Below are 19,780 nucleotides of genomic sequence, written 5' to 3'. Positions count from 1 at the left end.
GCCGGTTGCAATTCGATCACTGCGGGTCGGAAAAGCGCTCCAGACTGGTGGGCGTCGCGCGGCGAGCAGCGCGCGGGGTTGAGCAGAATCGTGGCGTGCGGAATGTGGAGATGTCCATCCCGTGCCCGATTAGCCCGACTTGATTCTGACGACGACGCGCTAGCCAGTCTGGAAAGGGGAGGCGGCTTGTTCAGGTTGAGGGACTGTCAGGATTCGTCCGTTACACCCGCCCAACCTACCGATCGAGCCCATTGAAGGAGTTCGATGCGGCTCCTGATGCCCAGCTTCTCAAATGCGCGGCTCCGGTGTGTCTTCACCGAGTTGACCTTGATCCCAAGGTGCATCGAAATGCTTTTGTAAGAGTGGCCAGACAGTAACAGGCGGAGCACGTCCACCTCCCGAGGACTGAGCGGGCCTAGCGGACTCGACGGCGATTCCCATTCCCGCACCTGTTCGAGAGATCCGATGAACTCCACGAAGCGCTGCCCCGCGGCCACACGGCGAACCGCGCGCACCACCGTCGCGCCACTCTCCTTGCTGACGAATCCCATAGCTCCAGCAGCCAGCAGGCGTCTCGGAATTTCTGGATCTTCGACCATGGACACCACGAGAATCTTCAGCCCTGAGTCGGCGTCCAAAAGTGCATTAATAATCGACAATCCCGTTCCATCCGGCAGATGGTAATCGCAGAGCACCACATCGGGATTGAGCGGCGGGATACTCTCGATGGCCGCAACAGCGCTACTCGCCTCGCCGACCACCGTGATGTCAGGTTGATCCCCAAGCAGGCTTCGCAGCCCAACGCGGACAAGCTCGTGGTCATCCACAATGAAAACTCGAATCACAGCGCGTCCTGGCCAATGTCGTCCTTGGGGACGCGACTTAGCCAAAGGAGTGCTAGAGCATTCAAGTCAATCATTTCAAATCTGCAAAACACCTCATCAGTTTGTCACCCATATGGGGGAACGTGTCGCCCAAATGGGTGACAAGAAAATAAGACTTTCCCTACATCTTTCGAAATTCGCGCATGTCACGCTTGCGTTCCACCCGAGAGGGAGGTATCAACGCACCGTCAGGTACACGCGCTGCGAGATCGCAGGCGTATCGGTGAACAAGGAATGTTAAATATGCCGAGAAAGCACACTAACCATATCCGAGCTGTCCTCGAGGTCAGCGCGCAGGATACGTCTGCCAAGGTTGAGTTGATTCAGGATCACCGGGTCACGGCTTATGACGGCGTCACGGCAGTTCACCAGCGAGGCAGCGTGGTTGGGTACTGCGCCATGACCGAGCTGCCGACCGAGGATTGGCTAGCGAGGACGTTCCTCATTGTCGATCACGGCGGTGCGGGCACGGCGATGGCGCTGGCGGTGGCCGAGCGAAAAAAGCAAAAGGCGGCAGCGGAGCAAGCCACGCGCGAGGAACAAGCCCCTCAAGCGGCTCCGACTCAAGCCAGCCCGGAGGTCGATGAGGCGTGGCCTCCGGCCAGGGCCGCAGTCATACACCTCGATCCCATTCTTGAAGAAGTCGTCGCGGTCGAACTTCAGACCGAGCACGCCGACAATCTGCTCTGGATATCGCGCCTGCCGAGCAGCGGATCGGTTGGAGGCTGGCGAGTTCGAATTACGAAAGGCCCGCGCCGAGGGATACGCCGCATGTTTCTCGACAAGGCGTTCGGCGGCGCTGCCGAATCGTTCGCCTGCGCACTTGAGTTCCGTGGCCCGCTACCTACAACCTTGCGCAAGAAATCATTGTAGTTCGTTTGCAGTATCTTCAATACGACAAGGAGTCAGTATGAAACATCGCAGCAGAGTGATCCATGGCTCCGCCAGGGGGGCTGCAATCTCGATCATGTTGGTGGCCGGCCTTTGGGGCAACACCGCAAGCGCCCAGATGATCACCAAGGACCCGACCAACTTCATGGCGAACATGGAGCAGGTCAGCAAGAGCGCCGTCGAGTACGGAAAGAACGCGGAACGGTGGAAGTCCACGGCCGAGCACTACCAACAGCAGTTGATCAAGCTGCAACGTCTCAATTTCGGGCAAGCGCAGAAGGAAGACAGCTTCGCGCTGCGGCCGCTCGACTACGGTATGGACGACACCTGCGCAGGGCCGGGGCGCGGCATCAAGGATCAGTTGATAGGTGCATTCAAGCAGATGGCACCGCAACTCGACGGCAATGTAGTGAACGAGCAGTTGGCCATCTGTCAGCGAATGGTCTATGCCGAGAATCGCAGGTACAACGACTCGGCGACCATGCTCAAGACACTGCTTCAGCGCAGCACGGAGTTCGCGCAAATCGAGCAGCAACGCGACGGCATCAGCGGCAGTCAAGGGGCTTTGGCCGCCAACGATAACGAGGCCCAGCGCTTCGTCGCACGTAACCAGCTCGATCTCGACTACTGGCAAGCTCGTATGAAGGCCTATGACGACTACATCGCAGCCTTAAAGGCAGACCACGCCCGCTTGGCTAAGCGTGCTCTGCAAGGCAAGAAGAGCGGCGGCGACGGATTCATCCCGAGCAGTTCGCTGAACTCGGTATTCGGCCACTGACATCCCTCCCTGCTCGGTAGACACGCAATGGATCTGTTAAGCATCACTTCCAATTTAATGGATTGGCTTTCCCCTTCCGCCGGTACGGGGATTGGGGACTACATGGGCTTTCGCCTCATCAACACGTACCTGACCTCGCGGATCGGCGACTTCGGCTTGGCGCTTATGGGCCGCATGATGAAGTTCGTTGCCGGCGTCGGCATCTCTGTCGTGACGTTATGGGTACTCGTCCAGGGCTATCGAATCCTGACCGGACAGCTGCGCGACCCGCTCATGAAGCTGGTGGTCGATGGCTTAAAGATCGCACTATGCGTCGGTATCGCGCCATCAATGGGAGTTGGCGGTATCAAGCTGCACACGTTCCTGACACACGACATGGACGAGGCCGTCCATGAACTCGTCACTGGGAACAAGGGCCAAACCACAGCCGATGCCATCGACCAGAACTTGGCCTACTTGCAGATTGCCATGACGGCGATCGATGGAGTTCAGGTACTCGATGGAAACCCGGAGCTACTTGAGGAAAAGCGCACAGCGAAGCTCCTCGCAGGGCTGGGAACCGCCGGCCCGGCCATTGCGGCGGGTGTCATGCTTCTTCTAATGAAGATCGTTGTCGCAATGTGGGTGGGCTTCGGACCATTGTTCATCTTCGCCTTGGCGTTCGATGCGACCAAGGCCATGTTCCACCGCTGGCTTCAGTACGGCCTTGGCGCACTTTTTACGATGGGGATGTTGAGCTTCATTTCAGGTCTGATTCTCGACCTGATGGTACGGATCTCGGCTGCCACATGGCTCATAAAGTTGACCAACATCTCAGGTGCGAGCGCTGGAGGCATTTCCGGTCAAGCCATGGAGCAGGGCGGTATGGGCCTGATACTTACAATGCTTATCATTTCCGTGCCCCCCGTCGCCGCGCACTTTTTCCAAGGGCAGGTCGGAAACTTCATGCACTTCTCCGCGTTCGGCAGCGGTAATCAGAGTCAGCCAGGACCACAGGGCCAACCGCCCGGTTCCTACAGCCCGCCGACGACAAGAAGCGAATCGTCCTCCCAGAGCCCGCAGGCCACAGGCAGAAGCTACGATTCAGGGTCTCGATATACCGCTGGGACATCATCCGAAACGCCCGACCCGAACGAGATCAAGAAGAAATGAATATCAAGGCCGTCATAGTAATCGCCGGAATCCTCCTTGTCGCCGATGGCGCTGCGCACGCGGAAGGCGGCTGCCCGCCTGGAATGATCCCCTATCAAGGCACCAACACGCAGTCCTGCGGACCAATTCCAAGCTCAGGTGGGCAAGCCACGCCGACCGGCCCCAAGTGGGCGTCACGTTGGGGAGCAATTGCGCAAGACAAAAACAGCGGAGTGCTCGGTGCAGTAGCAAATCGTGAGAACAAACGAACGGCGCAAAAGGATGCAGTCGCCGAGTGCGCCTCTCGTGGTGGAGTCAACTGCAAAGTTGAGCTTGCGTACACTAACCAGTGCGTCGTAACGATTCAGGGAAGCACGGCGATAAACAATTCTCGGGCGCCATCGATCGAACGGGCGACGCAGATCGGGATGGAGGCATGCGAGAGGAGAGGCGACACTGACTGCCATATCTACTACAAGGCATGCAGCCTTCCTGTCCGCATTCGCTGACTATATTTTCCTTACAACTAGTTACCGACTACAGCAATGGACATTGCCCTTGCTACCAGAACCTTCTTGAGAGACTCAACACCGTGACGAACTACAAGGGAATGACGTTCGGCCACGCGAAGTTGGCCGATACGGTCGCCGTAATTGCGCCGACTTCGATGTTCGTTTCGCTCGGGGTCACTGCGCTGGCTATGAGGTTGCAAGCAGATGTCCTTTCATCCATCGCCTGGACTCTCGCTATCGGTTCGGCGTGCTGCCATGCGTGGTTCGCTTGGTTGCGAACCACCCTGACTATTTCGCTCTATCAGCATCTGGCCGGCAGATGGCAGAGCAACAATGTTCCGGCTGTAGCCCCTGTTAGGCGGCGCGCCAGAGGGTTAGTGCTCGGCCCGGTCATGGCGTGGGTTATTTTCGGACTTCAGCTGGTGTGGGCGATGGTTCTGAATGTGAAGTACTTGTTTCCGATAACTCTGGCAGCCTACTCCGTCCTTATTGGAATGTCTGCCGCTTACTCACTTGCTTTTCTGCACTCCCATAAGGCACTGCGATCTGAAATTCAAGAACTACGCAGCGTGCCGCCAATCCGAAAAATCGAGCTTTGATGATGAAGCCTAACCCACACTTGGCCATCTTGGTTGCCGCGATAGCTGCGCTGCTAAGTAGCTGCTCCAATGCCGTCCGGGAACCAAAGTACGAAATCAACGGAGACCCACGACAAAGATACGTCGTGAGTGCGAAGATCAACGGAGCGCCCGGGGCGTTTAGCGTTATTTCTGCAAGCGTCACATATGAAGTCGGCCCGACAAAAGGATGCATGCCAGATGCCGAGCCGTTTACGGGAGTCTTCCCCACCCCGGATACTGCAAGCACCAAGTCGAAGGTCAACGTGGTATCTCCCTCTGAGTACACGTTCGACGTGTATTTAGATGGAATGGTTTCCAAGGATTACTTCGGGAAGGGAACTTGCACTTGGCTCGTTCAAAGTGCAGGAATCACGATAGCAAGATCGGCCAACCCTGACTTTCTAGGATTCGGAGCGTCCTTGAATGAAGCCGAGTTGAAAAGCGGGAAGCCGGTTGTCCTCTACCTCCCCCGGAAACCCTATTTCGATCCTCCAAAGCGACTTGACTCCACCATGTATCCCACAAGCGAGTCCGGCCTGACCGAGGATGTCTTGCGATCCGTTGGCCGATTTGACCCTGCTAACTCTTTCACTATCACGTTAACTGCAACTGCCAAGGATTGAGGCCATGACGATCAGTAGCGCTCATTACGCCGAACTCAGCGAAGCCGCCTACGACCCTCCCAAACCAGGCAGCGATGGTAAGCGCGTCAAGGAAATCGACGGGATCAAGTACACCGTCTTGGCGGAGGCCGACGCTCGTTCTGGCTACCAAGGCCTCATCCTCCAACGTGAAGGAACTAGGGAGATTGTAGTAGCGCATAGAGGCACGGAGTTTACCCGCCAGTTCGTCCAAGATGTCGCGAGCGCTGACGGAGGAATGGTTGCGCAGCGCGCTAACGCGCAAACTACGGACGCAATCGCCTTCACCAAGAAAGCCATGGAGCTGGGGCGCCAACAGGGCGTTCCAGTAACTGTAACCGGCCATTCACTAGGCGGATGCTTGGCCCAGATCACTGCGGCCAAGCTCGGACTCCAAGGTGAAACCTTCAACGCCTACGGCGCGGCCGATCTCAACATGCGCATACCCGAAGGCGGGCGCCAGGTTGTCAACCACGTCATGGCCGCTGACTTCGTGAGCTCCGGCAGCCATCACTTCGGCGAGGTGCGGGTATACGCCAATCGACATGATGTCTCCACGCTGTCGGTGGCAGGCTACGCCAACAATGATACGCGCCTTACCGATCAGCGAAACCTGCCGGTGGCTCTTGCATCAGGCGCACTTTCACACAGTCTTCATAATTTCCGAGATGTGGGCTCGGATGGCGCGAGGGACACATCAGTTCTTCGCGATCCTGAAACGCGCATCAACGCTCACCGTTTCGAAGCGATGATCGACAAATTCCGTGGCGATGTCTGGGCAATGCGCGAAGGAGCTTCCATTGGCGCTGCCGTCCTCCGTGGACCGATGGGTATCGCCGAAGAGATCGGGCGACACCTTCCCGAGAAGCGTCCGGAGAGCCCTTTCAAGGACGCGCACGGCGCGCTGCCTGCGTCGGAGCAGCGCGCAATCGATCCGCGCAACCCAGATCATCCGAACCACTCGATGCATAGCACCCTCCACGCCGGTATCGAACGAGAGTTCGCCCAACAAGGGCTTCCGCTCAACGAGACCGCCGAGCGCACGGCAGCGGCGCTATTGGTGAACTCGCGGCAAGCAGGGCTGGAGCAGATCAACCATGTCGTCGCAGGCCGCAGCACACCGGCCGGCACGGACCTTTTCGCCGTGCAGGGCGAGCTGGCTGATCCTGCGCATAAGCGGGCCCAGGTCAACACCGAGGTCGCGGCCCTGATCCCCGTCGAGAAATCCTTCCAGCAGCTGGCTGCCGTCAATCAGCAGCTGTCGCTGACGCAGGATCAGCAAAGCCAAGAGCAGACCCGAAACCAATCGGCTCGCACCGTCTAAGCGACTTTTCCTTCAACCCGACCTCAGCCGCACCGCCCCGTAAGGGGCGGCCAGGAGCGCTTTGTGTCCCAACTTCCGAACCCGGCGTATATGCATTGGAAGCTGCCGAATTGGCTACGCCGTTTTTTTAGGTACGACGCTCCCGCCGCCCGCGCGGCGGCCAACTATGAGTGCAAGCTCATGGCTGCTTACGCACGCAGCATTCAGTGGGGGCTACAGCCGCCGCGCTTTGAGCCAATTTCCTTCCGATACGCTTCCGGCGAAACCATCGCATCAACCCAGCGCCTACTGGACTACGGGCTGGGCGACCTGCGCGAAGACGTTATCGCTGCTCAGCGCTTCGGATTGATCGCTATGGTGCGCGGATTGTTGGAGGCGCAGCTGCGTGTCCGCGTGGCCTACACCTTGGGCTACGTGTGCTTGGATGGACATCGGCTCTGCCACACCCCCATCGAGGGGCTGGAACAGATGCTGCGCACCGGGATTGCGCCGGGCTCGCGCATCAACCTGCACGCCTGGCTGACGCTTCCCAGTCACGAAATTATGGACCCGACCTTCTGGGCGGTGTTCCCAGCGCACGCTCTCGCCGACGAGCGACAAGCCCGCGGACTGTTTCTGCATCCGGATCAGATGTCGGGGCGAAGTTACCACCCGCAGTGGGTGGGCGAAGGGTTTGTCCGAAAGATTGGTGTCCTCGAGGAGTACGAGGGATGGTAAGTACCAATGCGGTCCATTTCGATGCGGTCTGCCGAGGATCGCTGAACTGGCGCGTTTCGATCAATGGCGAAGACGACCACGTTCCGTTTGCGGGGCGCGACGCGTGCATCGGCGCGGCAACCGCGCGTGCGCGTCGCCACCACCTCGATCATTCGGTGACGACGGAGGTTTGGGTCGTCGGAGTTCACGGGCGTCGCGAATGCATCATGCGCTTCATGACGCCATCGGATCTGGAGGCGCTGCTCCAAGATCCACAACCGAGTTGGGAACTGCGTGAAGCCTGTGATCAGTACGGCATGTACTTCCCATGCGTGTGGCCGGGTTGACCGCGGATGCTGATTTTCTCCCGCAGACCGTGCGAGGCCATCAAGATTGGGGAGGACATCGAAGTCCGCGTGTTCCGAGTGCGCAACGGCGATGTTCGTTTCGGAATCACCGCCCCTCGCGACGTACTGATTCTTCGCTCAGAGCTTCTGGATAACCCCCGGCAAGCGGAGACTCCGTGTCGTGCGAAGCGAGGAAAGAACGTTGCTCACCGCGCCCGCCCCCGGCCGGTTGAGCGCTAACGGCGGTGGAGGCAGGAACCCGCCGGCCAATGGGGGCCGGCGGGTCGGGGCATCGGCTCGGCGTCGCCCTCCCCCTGGACCGATTTATTTAATGCAGTCTCATCTGTTGAGTGACTTGCGTCGCATAATAGTTGCAGCAATGCTTGGTTGGCGGGACGGGCAACGACTGCCGAGGCATCAGTTTCAGCCGCAACGGCTGACTTACACGGACGAACGGTATGAAAACTCAGTTATTTAGGTGGAGCCGCGGCAGGACATGGCGACTCGGGCTGCCTTGGGCCGCGCTCTTTGGATTAGCTTTCTCGCTGGGCAATGCCCACGCCCAGGGCACGGACTGGCCCAATGAGTACGCCAAGCGCGTGCGCTCGACCGAGAACGTTTCTCCTTTAGGCGACGAAGCCTTTGGTGACAAGGTCAATCTGTTTAATGGCACCGTGCGGTTTAGCCATGACCTGATCTCGCTGCCGGGCAATAGCGGATTGCCTGTATCGCTGGGAATCTTCCTGGACCCGCACGATATTACCGGCGGCGCGTTGAATGGTTCATGGGATATGGACATCCCAAATGTCAACGCCGTGCACCACAGCAAGAGCGCCGAGGCCAAGGGCTGGGTGCCTATTCCGCCGAACGTCGACAATGGTTACAACATCGAATTCGATCGATCAATGTTTTGGAGCGGTAACCGACTCGCGATCAACGGCGGTGGTGGCGGCGATCTACTGCAGATCACCAACGATCCCAAACGAGTCAAGCCCAACAACTCGGTGACCTACACCTTCACCACGAAGGACGGCTGGTACTTCTCCGAACTGCCCAGCGTGCAAAACGGTCCCGGCAAGGGCCTGATTGGTTATGCGCCAGACGGCACCAAGTACACCTTCGACTGGTTGGTGTATCGGCGCTATTCGTCGATCACTCACCCATGGGGCTACACCGTTGCGAACGCTTTGCTACATCGATACAAGCTCAAGCTATACGTAACCAAGATCGAGGACCGCTTCGGTAATTGGGTCAAGTACGACTGGGAGTATGACCATCCCAAACGTATCTACTCCAATGACGGCCGCGAGATCACGATGACGTATTCAGACGCCGTGCCGTATTTGTTCACGGGAAATTTCCAAACCGCCATCCGGACTGCGACCGCCAACGGACGGACTTGGTCGTTTCCCTACACGGCCGGCAATGGCGGCAATGTCGTCAACCCAGACGGCACGGAGTGGAAGTACGAAGGGCCTTTTCAGTTCAACACGTTCCGTCTCGATGTGGCGGAGTATCTGCTGAATCCGGACACCAATCAAACCTATCCCAAGAAGAACGTCCCCTGCTCCCCGGGCGCAGTGCTCAAGGACACCATCTCCAAGGCCCGCATCACCCACCCCTCCGGTGCGACCGCGGAATACGTCTTCAAGTCCATGCGCCATGGCCGGACCAGTGTTCCCTATGAGTGCGAGACAGGTTTCGATGAGGGAAACAGCCAGCGCAATCGTTATTCGACCCATCACGACACGTGGTCGTTGATCGAGAAACATATCGCCGGCCCCAACGTTCCCGAGCAGGTCTACACCTATGCGTACGAAGGGCTCGGCGAGGGTTATCAGACCCAGGACGAGTCGCGTTGGGACATCGGCGCAGGCTGGAATGCCAAGTACGCGCCGCCGGCGCCGAACTATAAGACGGTCACGGTGACCGAACCTGATGGCACGCAGAACGTCCACACGTTTGGTCGTGACCGGGACATCAATGAGGGACAATTGTTCAGCATCGTGACCCGCAAGGCCGGTCTAACCTACAAGATCATCCAGAACACTTATCTCTCGGAGTCCGAAGCGGCAAATCAACCGTTTCAGGCATGGGTCGGCACCAGCGGAGACGAATTCGCGGATCGCCTGCCCAACTCCAATCGGCCCGTGAAGTTGACCGTCACTAGTCAGGACAATGCAACGTTCAATCGGAACGTGAACGCGTTCGATGCGTTGGCGCGTCCGACCAACGTCAGCAAGTGGTCGTCCGGGACGTTGAGCGATCGCGGCCGGAGCGACACCGCGGAATATCATGACGACCTCTCGCTCTGGGTGTTAGACCAAGTCAAAAATGAAACCAATACCGACACGGGACGTGTGACCTCAGAAACCCAGTTCAACAGCAGTGCACAACCCAGTGCGAGATACAGCTTCGGGCGGCTGCTCGAGAGCTACACCTATCATCCGGACGGCACCCTGGCGACGGTGACTGATGGGCGCAACAACACGACTTCATTGAACAACTGGAAGCGGGGCCTGCCGCAGACGATTCAATATCCCGATCAGGCCAGCGACTCGGCGGTCGTGGATGACAATGGCTGGATCATGTCGGTCACCGACGAGAACGCATTCGCTACGTCCTATGCTTACGACTTGGCAGGGCGGTTGAAAGGGATTAACTATCCGACCGGCGATTCCAACGCTTGGTACGCCACCAACATCAGCTTCACGCGCCGCGACGTCACCGAGCACGGCCTAGCTCCGGGACACTGGATGTTGAGCACGGTCACTGGGAACCGGGCCAAGAATGTCTTTCTTGATGCGCTATGGCGTCCCGTCTTGACGCACGAGTGGGACGGCGCGGATCTAGCGGGTACGTTGCGCACTACCGCAACGCGTTATGACGACCAGAACCGGCCCGTGTTCACCAGCTACCCCGGCAATCAGACCACGGCGCCGACTCAGGGCACCTACACCGAGTACGACACCCTGGGTCGAACGACGGCGGTCAAGCAAGACAGCGAACTGGGCCTGTTGACGACCCGCACCGAGTATTTGCCGCAGTTGATGACACGGATCACTAACCCGCGCCAGCAACAGACTGTCGCCCTGTTCATGGCGTACGACCAGCCCAGCTACGAGTTGGCGGTTGGCATTAATCATCCCGAAGGCATGGCGACGGAGTTGCATCGCGACCTGTTTGGCGCGTTGACGATGATCAAACGCCGCAATGGAGATGGGAGTGTGCAAGCCATACGCCAGTATGTCTACGACGACAAGCAGCGTCTGTGTAAAACCATCGAGCCCGAGACGGGCGCGACCATCGTTGACTATGACGGTGCCAATAACCCCGCATGGTCCGCATCGGGCGTATCCGCCTCCTCGCCCACCAGTTGTAACCGCGACGAGGCGCTTGCGTCCGGCCGTGCTGCAGTTCGTACCTACGACAGTCGCAACCGGGTCAAGACCTTAGGTTTTCCGGACGGGCGCGGCAACCAGTTGTTGGACTACTACCCAGACGGCCAGCTCAAGCAGATCGTTACTTACAACGCCAGCGGTACCGACTGGGTATTCAATACCTACGAGTACAACAAGCGACGCCTTATGACGCGCGAGCGCCTGCAGTTGAACGGTGTCGACTGGACGATCGGCCAGACGTACACCAACGAGGGCAACCTGGACTCACACACCTACCCAGGCGGGCTGACGGTCCCTTACGCCACGAATGCGCTGGGACAACCGCGGCAGGCCGGCACGTATGCGACCGGCGTGACCTACTTCCCCAACGGTGGCATGTCCCGGTTCACTTACGGAAACGGTATCGTCCACACCCTGCAGCAGAACGCTCGCGGACTGGCCGAACGAAGCCGGGATGCCGGCAATGCTACGGTGCACGATGATAGCTACGACTACGATGCCAACGGCAACGTGGCCGCGATCAGCGACGGCGTGCCAGGCGCACGTGGCAACCGCACGATGAGCTATGACGGAGCGGATCGTCTGACCGGCGTGGCTTCAACCATGTTCGGTGCCGCCGGCTACACCTACGACGCGCTGGACAACCTGCGCAGCGTCAGCGTCGCCGGCACCGCTTTGGTGCCCGGGCGCAATCACGTCTATCTTTACGACAGTGCGAATCGCCTTGAACTGATTAGGACGCCTGCGGGCGCAGCGATGATCGCTCTGGGCTATGACGTGCAAGGCAATGTGCAGAATAAGAACGAGCAAGTGTTCAAATTCGATTTTGGTAATCGGCTGCGTGAGGCCGTGGGTAAGGAGACGTATCGCTACGACGGCCACGGCCGGCGGGTGCTGGCGACCAGCCCGACCCTGGGCAACATCGTCTCGATGTACGGCCAGGACGGCGTCCTTCGGTTCCAGCGTGATTACCGCAAAGAGAAGGATGTCGCCTACATTAACTTGAATGGCAGTCTGGTCGCCCGGGCCACCACGCCGACGGCTCCGGATGTTCCGGTCGTGAGCGCCCTTAGTTTTGTGCCGCAGAACACTAGTTACACCGTCAGTTGGACGGCGGTGACCACGTCGGGCCGTTATGAACTAGAGGAGCAGGCCAACGCAGGGGCTTGGTTGGGGCTCTATAGTGGCGGCGAGCGTAGCCGTGTGATCCCAGGCAAGGTCGAAGGCAGCTACGGCTATCGCACACGCGCCTGCAATACGGCCGGCTGCGGTGGGTGGAGCACAGCAGTCACCGTGGCGATTCAGCGCCCGCCGGCCACTGCGCCCGTGCTAACCGCGCCAGGAACGGCGTTGAACGGTCAGTACACCGCCAGCTGGTCGACTGTCGGCGGCGCAATCGACTACACCTTGGAAGAAAGCGCCAATAGCGGCGCCTGGGTCACTGTGTACAACAGTACCGGCCTGAGCCAAGCCTTCACGGGCAAACCGTCAGGAACGTTCGCCTACCGGATCAAGGCGTGCAACCCCACAGGCTGCGGCCCCACGTCCGCCGTCAGTTCCGTCACTGTGCTGTATCCCCCGGTTTCCGCACCGACCGTCAGCGCGCCGGCGCGAAGTGAGGCGGGCAGCTTCACGGTCAGCTGGAATGCGATCGGCAGCGCCGACCGCTATCAGTTGGAGCAGAACGCCTTGGGCGGTGGCTGGACGCTCATTCAGGACACGGGTGCGACCAGCCGCGCAATCGTCGGCGGCTCGACCGGTACTTACAGCTATCGGGTCCGTGCCTGCAATGCCGCGGGGTGTGGCGCCACCTCTGCTCAAGTGAACGTGCAGGTCTTCGGTCCGCCGTATGTTGCTCCCACCCTCTCCGTGGATTCAGTCAGCAACACGGGCACGTTCCCCGTCACATGGACCAATGTAAGCGTCGGCACTCCCACGACTTACCAACTCGAGGAAAGCCGCGAAGGCGCACCCTGGTCGTTGTTGTATGAGGAACCCGTGTTAGGGAAGACGGTGTGGAATCACGGCGACGGACGCTATGGCTATCGCGCTCGCGGCTGTAACGCAGCAGGCTGCGGCCCATTCTCCAACGCACAGTTCATTACCGTAGATCTGCCGCCCGCAATACCGGCCCTTACGCTGGCGGATTGGCTGCGTAACACCTTGAGCGGACGCATCGTCAACGACACCTGCACGGTGCGTTGGACCGCGTCGGCTAAAACCACCGCGTATGAACTGCAATCGACGGACACCGGGGCTCTGCTGTATCGCGGCACCGCCAACCAGATCGCATCTGCGTCCAGCGGACAGTATTGCGCGCTCAACTACGCGGTTCGAGCGTGCGGATCGGGTGGGTGCTCGGGCTGGTCGACGCCGGCCTATCCGGCTACCCGTCGCACTGTGCCAATGGACTGACTGGAGATCACGACATGAAATGGATATCCAAGCTCTTCGCGACGGCGCTCCTCGCTGTCGCCACCTTCGCGGCTCCGGCGCAGACGGTGGTGGAGTACATCCACACCGACGCGCTCGGCAGCCCCGTCGCGATAACCGATGCCAATCAACAAGTCATCGAACACAGCGAGTACGAGCCTTACGGCCTACAAGTCAATCGCACGATACAAGACGGACCAGGGTACACCGGCCACGTCAGCGATGCGGCGACCGGGTTGAGTTATATGCAACAGCGCTATTTCGATTCGAGCATCGGAAAATTTCTTTCGGTGGACCCTGTAACGGTTGACGTAAAGATGGGCGCAAACTTCAATCGATATTGGTACGCAAACAACAATCCGTACAAATTTATAGATCCCGACGGACGATATGTTTGCACTTCCGGAAAACCAGGCGCGCCATGCAGTATCGCACAAGTGGGCATGGTGGAAGGCGGCATCAAAGATATTCGCGCGGCAAGGAATAGCTACAAGGCCGGAAGTACGCAGTATAACGTCCTATCGCGAGCATTAAAATTCCTCGGAAAGGCCGGCGAAGATAACAATGTTACCGTGAACATCGACACCAGCCACCCCACACCTGGGAGCGCTAAAACTTCCGGCGGTAAAACCACTTTGTCCGTCAATCCGAGCTTTTCAAAACAAGTAGGCCAAGGAAATCCGGCAGTGGAGCGCGCAGATCTCGCAGCTACCATACTTCACGAAAGCAATCACGGTATCGATCAACGTAGATTTGGCATGGCGTACACTATCATCAATGTTAATTGGTCGGAGAAGCGCGCCTCCGCAGCTGAGGCAATGCTGTTCAAAGGACTGGGGCGAGATTCGGCAGCAGGACTTTGGACCAGGGCGAACGGAATAAATGCAAACGCCATAGAAAGGCAAGCAGATGCTTCCACGGCTATATGGCAGTGTGAATCTAGAGAAGGAGCCTGTAGATGAGAAAGCATTACGTGGTTTTGATAACGTGCCTAGTCGCTTGTGCCGCAGTGGCGTCGGATAATACTGAGACCGTGCGGCACATTCGCGCGTCAACTCGTTGCAGTGAACGACCGGTGCGCGTGGTTGCGTACCTCAACGCGAGCCGGCATGGCTCCTATATTTCCGATACTGTTGGCTCCACCAAAGGAATTATGTTGGATTTCGACGCGGCCTCCTCGGACGCATCCATCTCTAAAATGTTTACTTACATAGCCAAGCCACAGGACTATACGACTCGGACCTTTCACGCAACATTCCACGGGACATTGAAGTGCACATCCAGATCCAATCGACCCAGTGCAATAAGAGTTGATAGAGTCGATGGCGTGAAAATTAGCCTTATGAAAGACGCAATGAAATGACAAATGAATTAGCTTTAGCAAAGTCACGTACCGCGCGGGCTTCTTGCTAGCGATTGAAGGCAACGGATTCCGGCCCTTGGTAATCAGGTTGCGTTGAGCCGCTTAAAGGGCCTCGGCACTGAGGCCCTTACTTCGTCTCGAACCACCCCTGCAAAAAGGCCTTGATTCGGCTCTTAATCGGTTACATGGGCCAATGTGAGCGTCGGCACTCCCACGACTTACCAACTCGAGGAAAGCCGCGAGGGCGCCCCCCTGGTCGTTGCTGTATGAGGAGCCCGCGCTAGGCAAGACGGTTTGGAATCACGGTGATGGCCGCTATGGCTATCGCGTTCGGGGCTGTAACGCAGCAGGCTGCGGTCCATTCTCCAAAGCACAGTTCATTACTGTGGATCTGCCGTCCGCGACACCGGCCCTTACGCTGGCGGATTGGCTACGTAACACCCTGAGCGGACGCATCGTCAGCGACACACGCACGGAGCAGCCGGAGGAGGGAACGTTTCATGCAGTCAAAAAGTTTGCTGACCGTGGCGATGCTTTGCGCAAGTTGTTCGATGCACTCGCGTTCCAACATAAATCCAGCGCTTGCAGGTGGTGAACGACTTGAAGGACACCTCAGCATATTCCCAGGTGGGAGAGGGGGTGCTTCGTTAGTGGGGAAGGACGGCGTTTGCCATGATTTGGCGCTTCCTCCATCGATTCTTGAAGATACGCGAAGATGGGACGGAAAGAAGGTCGCTCTTGTCGGTGAAGCCGTTGCGAGGCCGCGGGACCCAACCGCTATCTACTACAAGATCCTTGACCGTGAGATCGAGGCCGGCGGTTGCGGCGATCAAACGATTTATGTCCGAAAGCTAACAAGATTGTGAGTAGTTCTTTTATCAACAAGCAGTGAATACAAGGCCGAGGAGCGGCAACGCCGCCCGTCGGCTTTTAAGATATGAAGTGGCAAGATTTTTTAGTGATGGCGCTACTCAAAACGGGATTTCGGTAACAAGCATTAAGGGGATCTTTGACGGATAGATGGCGCTGCCCTCCATTTCGTTTCCCGCGTCGAACCTAATCTATATAGAAGACGACGGCATCGAGCGAAAGCCACCCCATCGTGCCTGTAGTGGGCTGCGCAACAGCCACATCACCATTGCTTCGCACGTCGATTCGCGCGGGCGACTGCGCATCGCAAACGGCCACATAGATTTGTTGCGCTGGTGGTCTAAATCCAACCGGCAACGTGAATACCACGCTGCTGCCGACGCCGCCTTTGACCAACCCGCGTAGCTGCACGCGTGTGGCATCCTTGCGGTACGCGGCATTTGCGAACGCATCTCCATAATTGGCCCATGGCACATAGAGCGTCGGCAACAACCACGTCCCCTTACGCAGATCAGTGACAGCCGCCGCCGTGCTGCGACGAGTTTGCCCGCCTTGGACCACCGGAATGATTTCATCGCCGGTCAGCGCAGTCGCCGCCGGCAGCTGCGAGAGTTTCAGATTTGCCATGGTTACTCGATCAATAGATAGTCGCCCGCTTCCGACACCAGCTCATCGCCGGTCTCGGTGCGAAGCAGTCCGTTCTTGAAGTCGAAGGTGTGCGTTGCCTTCTGCCAGCTCGTCAGCCCCTCGCGGGTCGAGCCAATCTCTGCTCGCAATCGGTAGACGCCTTTCAACGCGGCGGCATATCCGGTGCTCGTCGTGGCGGCCGGGGTTTCCAGCACGCTGCCGGCGATGTCGTCCAGCAGTCGCAGCACATACGCCGTACCGGCCTCGGGGCCAATCGATCCTTGGCCATAGTCGACCAATTGATCGGCCTGTAAGCGTCGATCGCGGTGCGCCCAGGCGACGGCCAGGTCGCCCTCGATCGATGCCGGGTAGCGCTGCCCATTGAGCCTCAGATCACCCGGCGGGTACGGCCGCGCTTGTCGTTGGGCCAGTTTGACCGCATCGACTGGCGCCAGCGCAGGGTCCAGCATCGCGCTCGATGTCCGCGTCAGCAGCTTGGCCTGCACGGTCTCTCCCACGCTGTAGTCGGTGGAATCGGCGGCGGCGTAGTCATCAAAGAACCAAACCCGCGCCCCCGCTGCGTGCGGCACCGGCACCGTGTCCGCGCAGCCGCGGGCGATCGTCGCGATCTGCGCCTGCGGATCAATTGCAACCACCCGCACGATCTCGTCCTCCACCAGCGCAGCCGTGCCCGCCGCGACTTGATCCAGCCCTCGGCCGCCGGTCAGTTGCAGCGCAATGGTCGTCGCCGACAAGGCGCCGCCCAGTACCGCGGTCGGACACCAGTCGCCGATGCCGGCCTCGGTGTAGTCGCCGCTACTGACGCGTGTGGTCAGCACGTAGTTCAGGGCCAAGCCGGTCGGTTGTTCTGCGACGCTGGCCACGACACCCGCGTCTACCGGCAGGGCCGCCAGCGCTGCGGCATTCAACGAGGTGGCCAAGTCGCGGTAACTGGCTTCGATCAACCGCCGATTCGGTGACGGCTGCGGATTACGATCCGGCGGCGTCCAGACCGGCGGCTGCGGCTCCAGATAGACCGTCGCCGGCAACCCGAACACGTCCTGCACCGCAGCGACCGTGATCGTGCCTTCCGTCAACTTGCCATCATCAAAGGTGCCGACGCGCAGCACCAGATTCTCGATGCCGCGCAGCGGATCGCGGATGCGGAATACGCCGCCCGGTGCCAGCACGCCACCGCGCCGGTCAAATTTCAGCTTGAGCCGTTTCAACCCCGAACAGGCAATGGTCAGATCGCGCATGCCGACACGGGCGGCCAGATCAGCGGTAGACAGGCCCTTGTACTCGACCGTGCTGGAGGCGACACCGCCAGTCGCTTGAATGCCGGCCAGATCCTGCACGCGTGCCTGGCGCTCTTCATCGGAGACCGGGTCGTACCAGGTCACGATGACCTGATTGACCGCGCCGTCGGGCGCCGCAACCTCGTCTTCTTCAATAGCGAGCAGGCCGTTGCTGTAATCGAACAGCGGCAAGTCCTCGATCCGGTAATCGTCGCGAATCAGCTTCAACGTCAGCCGGCCGGTCGAGCGGTCAACGTACTGCGCCGCGCCAATGTGGTCGATCACGACCTGCATGAACTCGGCGATCGAAGATTGGCGGTTCCAGCGCAGGCACAGGCCAAAGCCCTCGGCCGACAGCGCATCGGCGGCGCGGCGATAGCTGGCGTCGTCCAGCAGGCCCCGGTCCAGCCCCCGACCCCAATCGCGGTTCGTCAGGCACTCGACCAGGATGTGCGCCGGATTCATCGCGCGCACCGCGCCATTGCCGAGCCAGATCACCGCTTTTTCCGGATACCACGATGCGCCGTCCCATCCGGCCAGCGCGCGACGCACGCGCATCTTCCAAGGCTTCGGATACGGGTTGTTCGCCGTAATCTGCCCGTCAAAGTATTGCGTGGTCACGCCGCGGAAGGCCGGGACGATGGCGCCATGCAACGCCGCCAGCACCGGCAGCACCGCCTGGTTCAGATCGCCCATCAGGACATCGAGCGTACCCTTGATCCCACCCTCGCCCTTGTCGCCACCGAACAGGTCGGGCTTGTTGATGAAGTTGCGGCTGGTCTTGGTGATCGATCCTTTCCAGGCTTCGCGATCACCGATCCTAATTTCGACGATCTCATCGAGCGGACCGCGCGACAGGCCCATGTGCAGACCGAACAGATAGCGATGTCCGACCGTCTGCTTCTTACTGCTGCCCACGCGCCGCCTCCTCGCGTGCGAAGGCGATGACATGCAGCGCCAGGGCGTCGCCGGTCGCTTGGAGCAGTTCGGCGTCGATCCCGTCGCGCACGAAGGCATTCCAGTCGAGACCGTAGTAGGCGAACCACTCGCGACCGCCTTGGGCGCAGAACCCATCGCGCACGCCAAATCCCGGCGCACGCCGCAGATGATCCAAGGTCACGATCACGGTGCACCTACTTCGCGGAACGCGCGCGCAGGAGATTCATGGCGAATCGAAACGCGCCGATGGAGCGTTGCATAGGGCAGGGACAGTTCCCGCGCCCAACTGGCAATGGTCTGCGTCTTCCCATCCAGCGTGACGCGCACATTGCGTCGCTGGTTGTTGCACTGTTGCTGATGACTCGCCCAGCGACAATTTCCAGGCTCGTAACCGCGCTCGTTGTCGATACGATCCAGCGAGTAGCCCGAGGGACACATTCCCATATCGCGCAAGAACGCTTCGAAGCTGGCTTGCCAACGATCACACACACGGATGCCGCGACCGCCCCAATTGCGATAGCCCGGCGCGTTAGGATTCGAGCACCGTTCTTTCATCTTTCGCCAAAGTCGGTATTCCAGAGTGCCCGAAGCACCATGACGAAGGCGACGGGCGCTCAACTGTTCGGCGCGGAGGCATCCACACGATCGGCTACGCCCGCTTTGCAGATGGCCGACCTGAACGTCCTTGACCGTTCCGCACTGACATTGCGCCCGCACATGAGTACCCAAGCGTCCACGCACAATTTGCCAACGACCGTACTGATCGCCGATATTCACTTGCCCTTACCGCCCTTTTGTTTGATCGGCACGGTGCGGTACTGACCGACACCCAGCACCATCCAGTCGCCGGTCCACACATCGCCGAACACCACCGCCTGCGGGGTGCCTTCGGTGCTTTGCGGGAACTGGAAATCGCCGAAGGCCGCGGGCGTGGGCTGCGGCGGTTTCGGCTGTGAGGCTTTCGACAAGAAATAGCTCACGACCATGATCGCGAGCTGGACCCAAATATGCATGCGGGTGTCCGG

General features: G+C 59.3%; 17 protein-coding genes. 11 read left to right on the top strand and 6 right to left on the bottom strand.

The window, feature by feature from the left end; translation table 11 throughout:
- Positions 1–206: 206 nt before the first annotated feature.
- A complete protein-coding gene (locus J7J50_RS02680; protein ID WP_215055392.1) occupies positions 207–845 on the bottom strand; it encodes a response regulator transcription factor in 639 nt (212 codons plus the stop codon).
- Positions 846–1,127: 282 nt separating this feature from the next.
- Here J7J50_RS02680 and J7J50_RS02675 point away from each other — a divergent pair, with 282 nt between their 5' ends.
- From J7J50_RS02675 to J7J50_RS02620, 11 genes are all read left to right on the top strand, one after another.
- Positions 1,128–1,757: a hypothetical protein gene (locus tag J7J50_RS02675; protein ID WP_215097450.1), complete on the top strand. Its 630-nt coding sequence runs from the start codon at positions 1,128–1,130 to the stop codon at positions 1,755–1,757.
- 37 nt (positions 1,758–1,794) lie between these two features.
- Positions 1,795–2,553: a hypothetical protein gene (locus J7J50_RS02670; RefSeq protein ID WP_251044554.1), complete on the top strand. Its 759-nt coding sequence runs from the start codon at positions 1,795–1,797 to the stop codon at positions 2,551–2,553.
- 27 nt (positions 2,554–2,580) lie between these two features.
- Positions 2,581–3,705: a type IV secretion system protein gene (locus tag J7J50_RS02665; RefSeq protein ID WP_215055396.1), complete on the top strand. Its 1,125-nt coding sequence runs from the start codon at positions 2,581–2,583 to the stop codon at positions 3,703–3,705.
- Positions 3,702–4,193: a DUF4189 domain-containing protein gene (locus J7J50_RS02660; protein ID WP_215055398.1), complete on the top strand. Its 492-nt coding sequence runs from the start codon at positions 3,702–3,704 to the stop codon at positions 4,191–4,193. Before J7J50_RS02665 ends, J7J50_RS02660 begins: the two co-directional genes overlap by 4 nt.
- An 83-nt stretch (positions 4,194–4,276) precedes the next feature.
- Positions 4,277–4,795 carry a hypothetical protein gene (locus J7J50_RS02655; protein WP_215055400.1) on the top strand — a complete coding sequence of 173 codons (519 nt, stop codon included), beginning with the start codon at positions 4,277–4,279 and terminating at the stop codon, positions 4,793–4,795.
- A 125-nt stretch (positions 4,796–4,920) separates the two neighbouring features.
- Entirely contained in the window at positions 4,921–5,439 is a 519-nt protein-coding gene (locus J7J50_RS02650) for a hypothetical protein (protein ID WP_215055402.1), read from the top strand.
- A 4-nt stretch (positions 5,440–5,443) separates the two neighbouring features.
- Entirely contained in the window at positions 5,444–6,781 is a 1,338-nt protein-coding gene (locus J7J50_RS02645; RefSeq protein ID WP_215055404.1) for an XVIPCD domain-containing protein, read from the top strand.
- Between the two features lie 63 nt (positions 6,782–6,844).
- Positions 6,845–7,498, top strand: coding sequence for a hypothetical protein (locus tag J7J50_RS02640; protein WP_215055406.1), 654 nt, complete (start codon positions 6,845–6,847; stop codon positions 7,496–7,498).
- The gene (locus J7J50_RS02635; RefSeq protein ID WP_215055408.1) at positions 7,492–7,824 is read left to right on the top strand and encodes a hypothetical protein; all 333 of its coding nucleotides are present in this window, start codon (positions 7,492–7,494) and stop codon (positions 7,822–7,824) included. The genes J7J50_RS02640 and J7J50_RS02635 overlap by 7 nt, the downstream gene beginning before the upstream one ends.
- Positions 7,825–8,282: 458 nt before the next feature.
- Positions 8,283–13,640: a hypothetical protein gene (locus tag J7J50_RS02625; RefSeq protein WP_215055411.1), complete on the top strand. Its 5,358-nt coding sequence runs from the start codon at positions 8,283–8,285 to the stop codon at positions 13,638–13,640.
- Positions 13,641–13,654: 14 nt separating this feature from the next.
- Positions 13,655–14,620 carry an RHS repeat-associated core domain-containing protein gene (locus J7J50_RS02620; protein WP_215055413.1) on the top strand — a complete coding sequence of 322 codons (966 nt, stop codon included), beginning with the start codon at positions 13,655–13,657 and terminating at the stop codon, positions 14,618–14,620.
- Between the two features lie 1,457 nt (positions 14,621–16,077).
- Here J7J50_RS02620 and J7J50_RS02615 read toward each other — a convergent pair.
- Genes J7J50_RS02615 through J7J50_RS02595 form a run of 5 tightly spaced genes read right to left on the bottom strand, consistent with a single transcriptional unit; the run spans position 16,078 to position 19,768 of the window.
- Positions 16,078–16,518 carry a hypothetical protein gene (locus tag J7J50_RS02615; protein WP_215055415.1) on the bottom strand — a complete coding sequence of 147 codons (441 nt, stop codon included), beginning with the start codon at positions 16,516–16,518 and terminating at the stop codon, positions 16,078–16,080.
- 2 nt (positions 16,519–16,520) lie between these two features.
- Complete coding sequence (locus tag J7J50_RS02610) at positions 16,521–18,734, bottom strand: phage tail protein (RefSeq protein WP_215055417.1); 2,214 nt, start codon at positions 18,732–18,734, stop codon at positions 16,521–16,523.
- The gene (locus tag J7J50_RS02605; protein ID WP_215055419.1) at positions 18,721–18,942 is read right to left on the bottom strand and encodes a hypothetical protein; all 222 of its coding nucleotides are present in this window, start codon (positions 18,940–18,942) and stop codon (positions 18,721–18,723) included. Before J7J50_RS02605 ends, J7J50_RS02610 begins: the two co-directional genes overlap by 14 nt.
- Complete coding sequence (locus J7J50_RS02600) at positions 18,939–19,532, bottom strand: hypothetical protein (protein WP_215055421.1); 594 nt, start codon at positions 19,530–19,532, stop codon at positions 18,939–18,941. Before J7J50_RS02600 ends, J7J50_RS02605 begins: the two co-directional genes overlap by 4 nt.
- Complete coding sequence (locus J7J50_RS02595) at positions 19,529–19,768, bottom strand: hypothetical protein (RefSeq protein WP_251044555.1); 240 nt, start codon at positions 19,766–19,768, stop codon at positions 19,529–19,531. Before J7J50_RS02595 ends, J7J50_RS02600 begins: the two co-directional genes overlap by 4 nt.
- Positions 19,769–19,780: the final 12 nt, after the last annotated feature.

It is taken from the genome of Lysobacter sp. ISL-50 (genome assembly GCF_018612875.1).
In the GTDB taxonomy this organism is placed as follows: domain Bacteria; phylum Pseudomonadota; class Gammaproteobacteria; order Xanthomonadales; family Xanthomonadaceae; genus Lysobacter.
The sequence above is the reverse complement of the archived record's forward strand: the minus strand, read 5'-3'. Positions and strand labels throughout refer to the sequence as shown.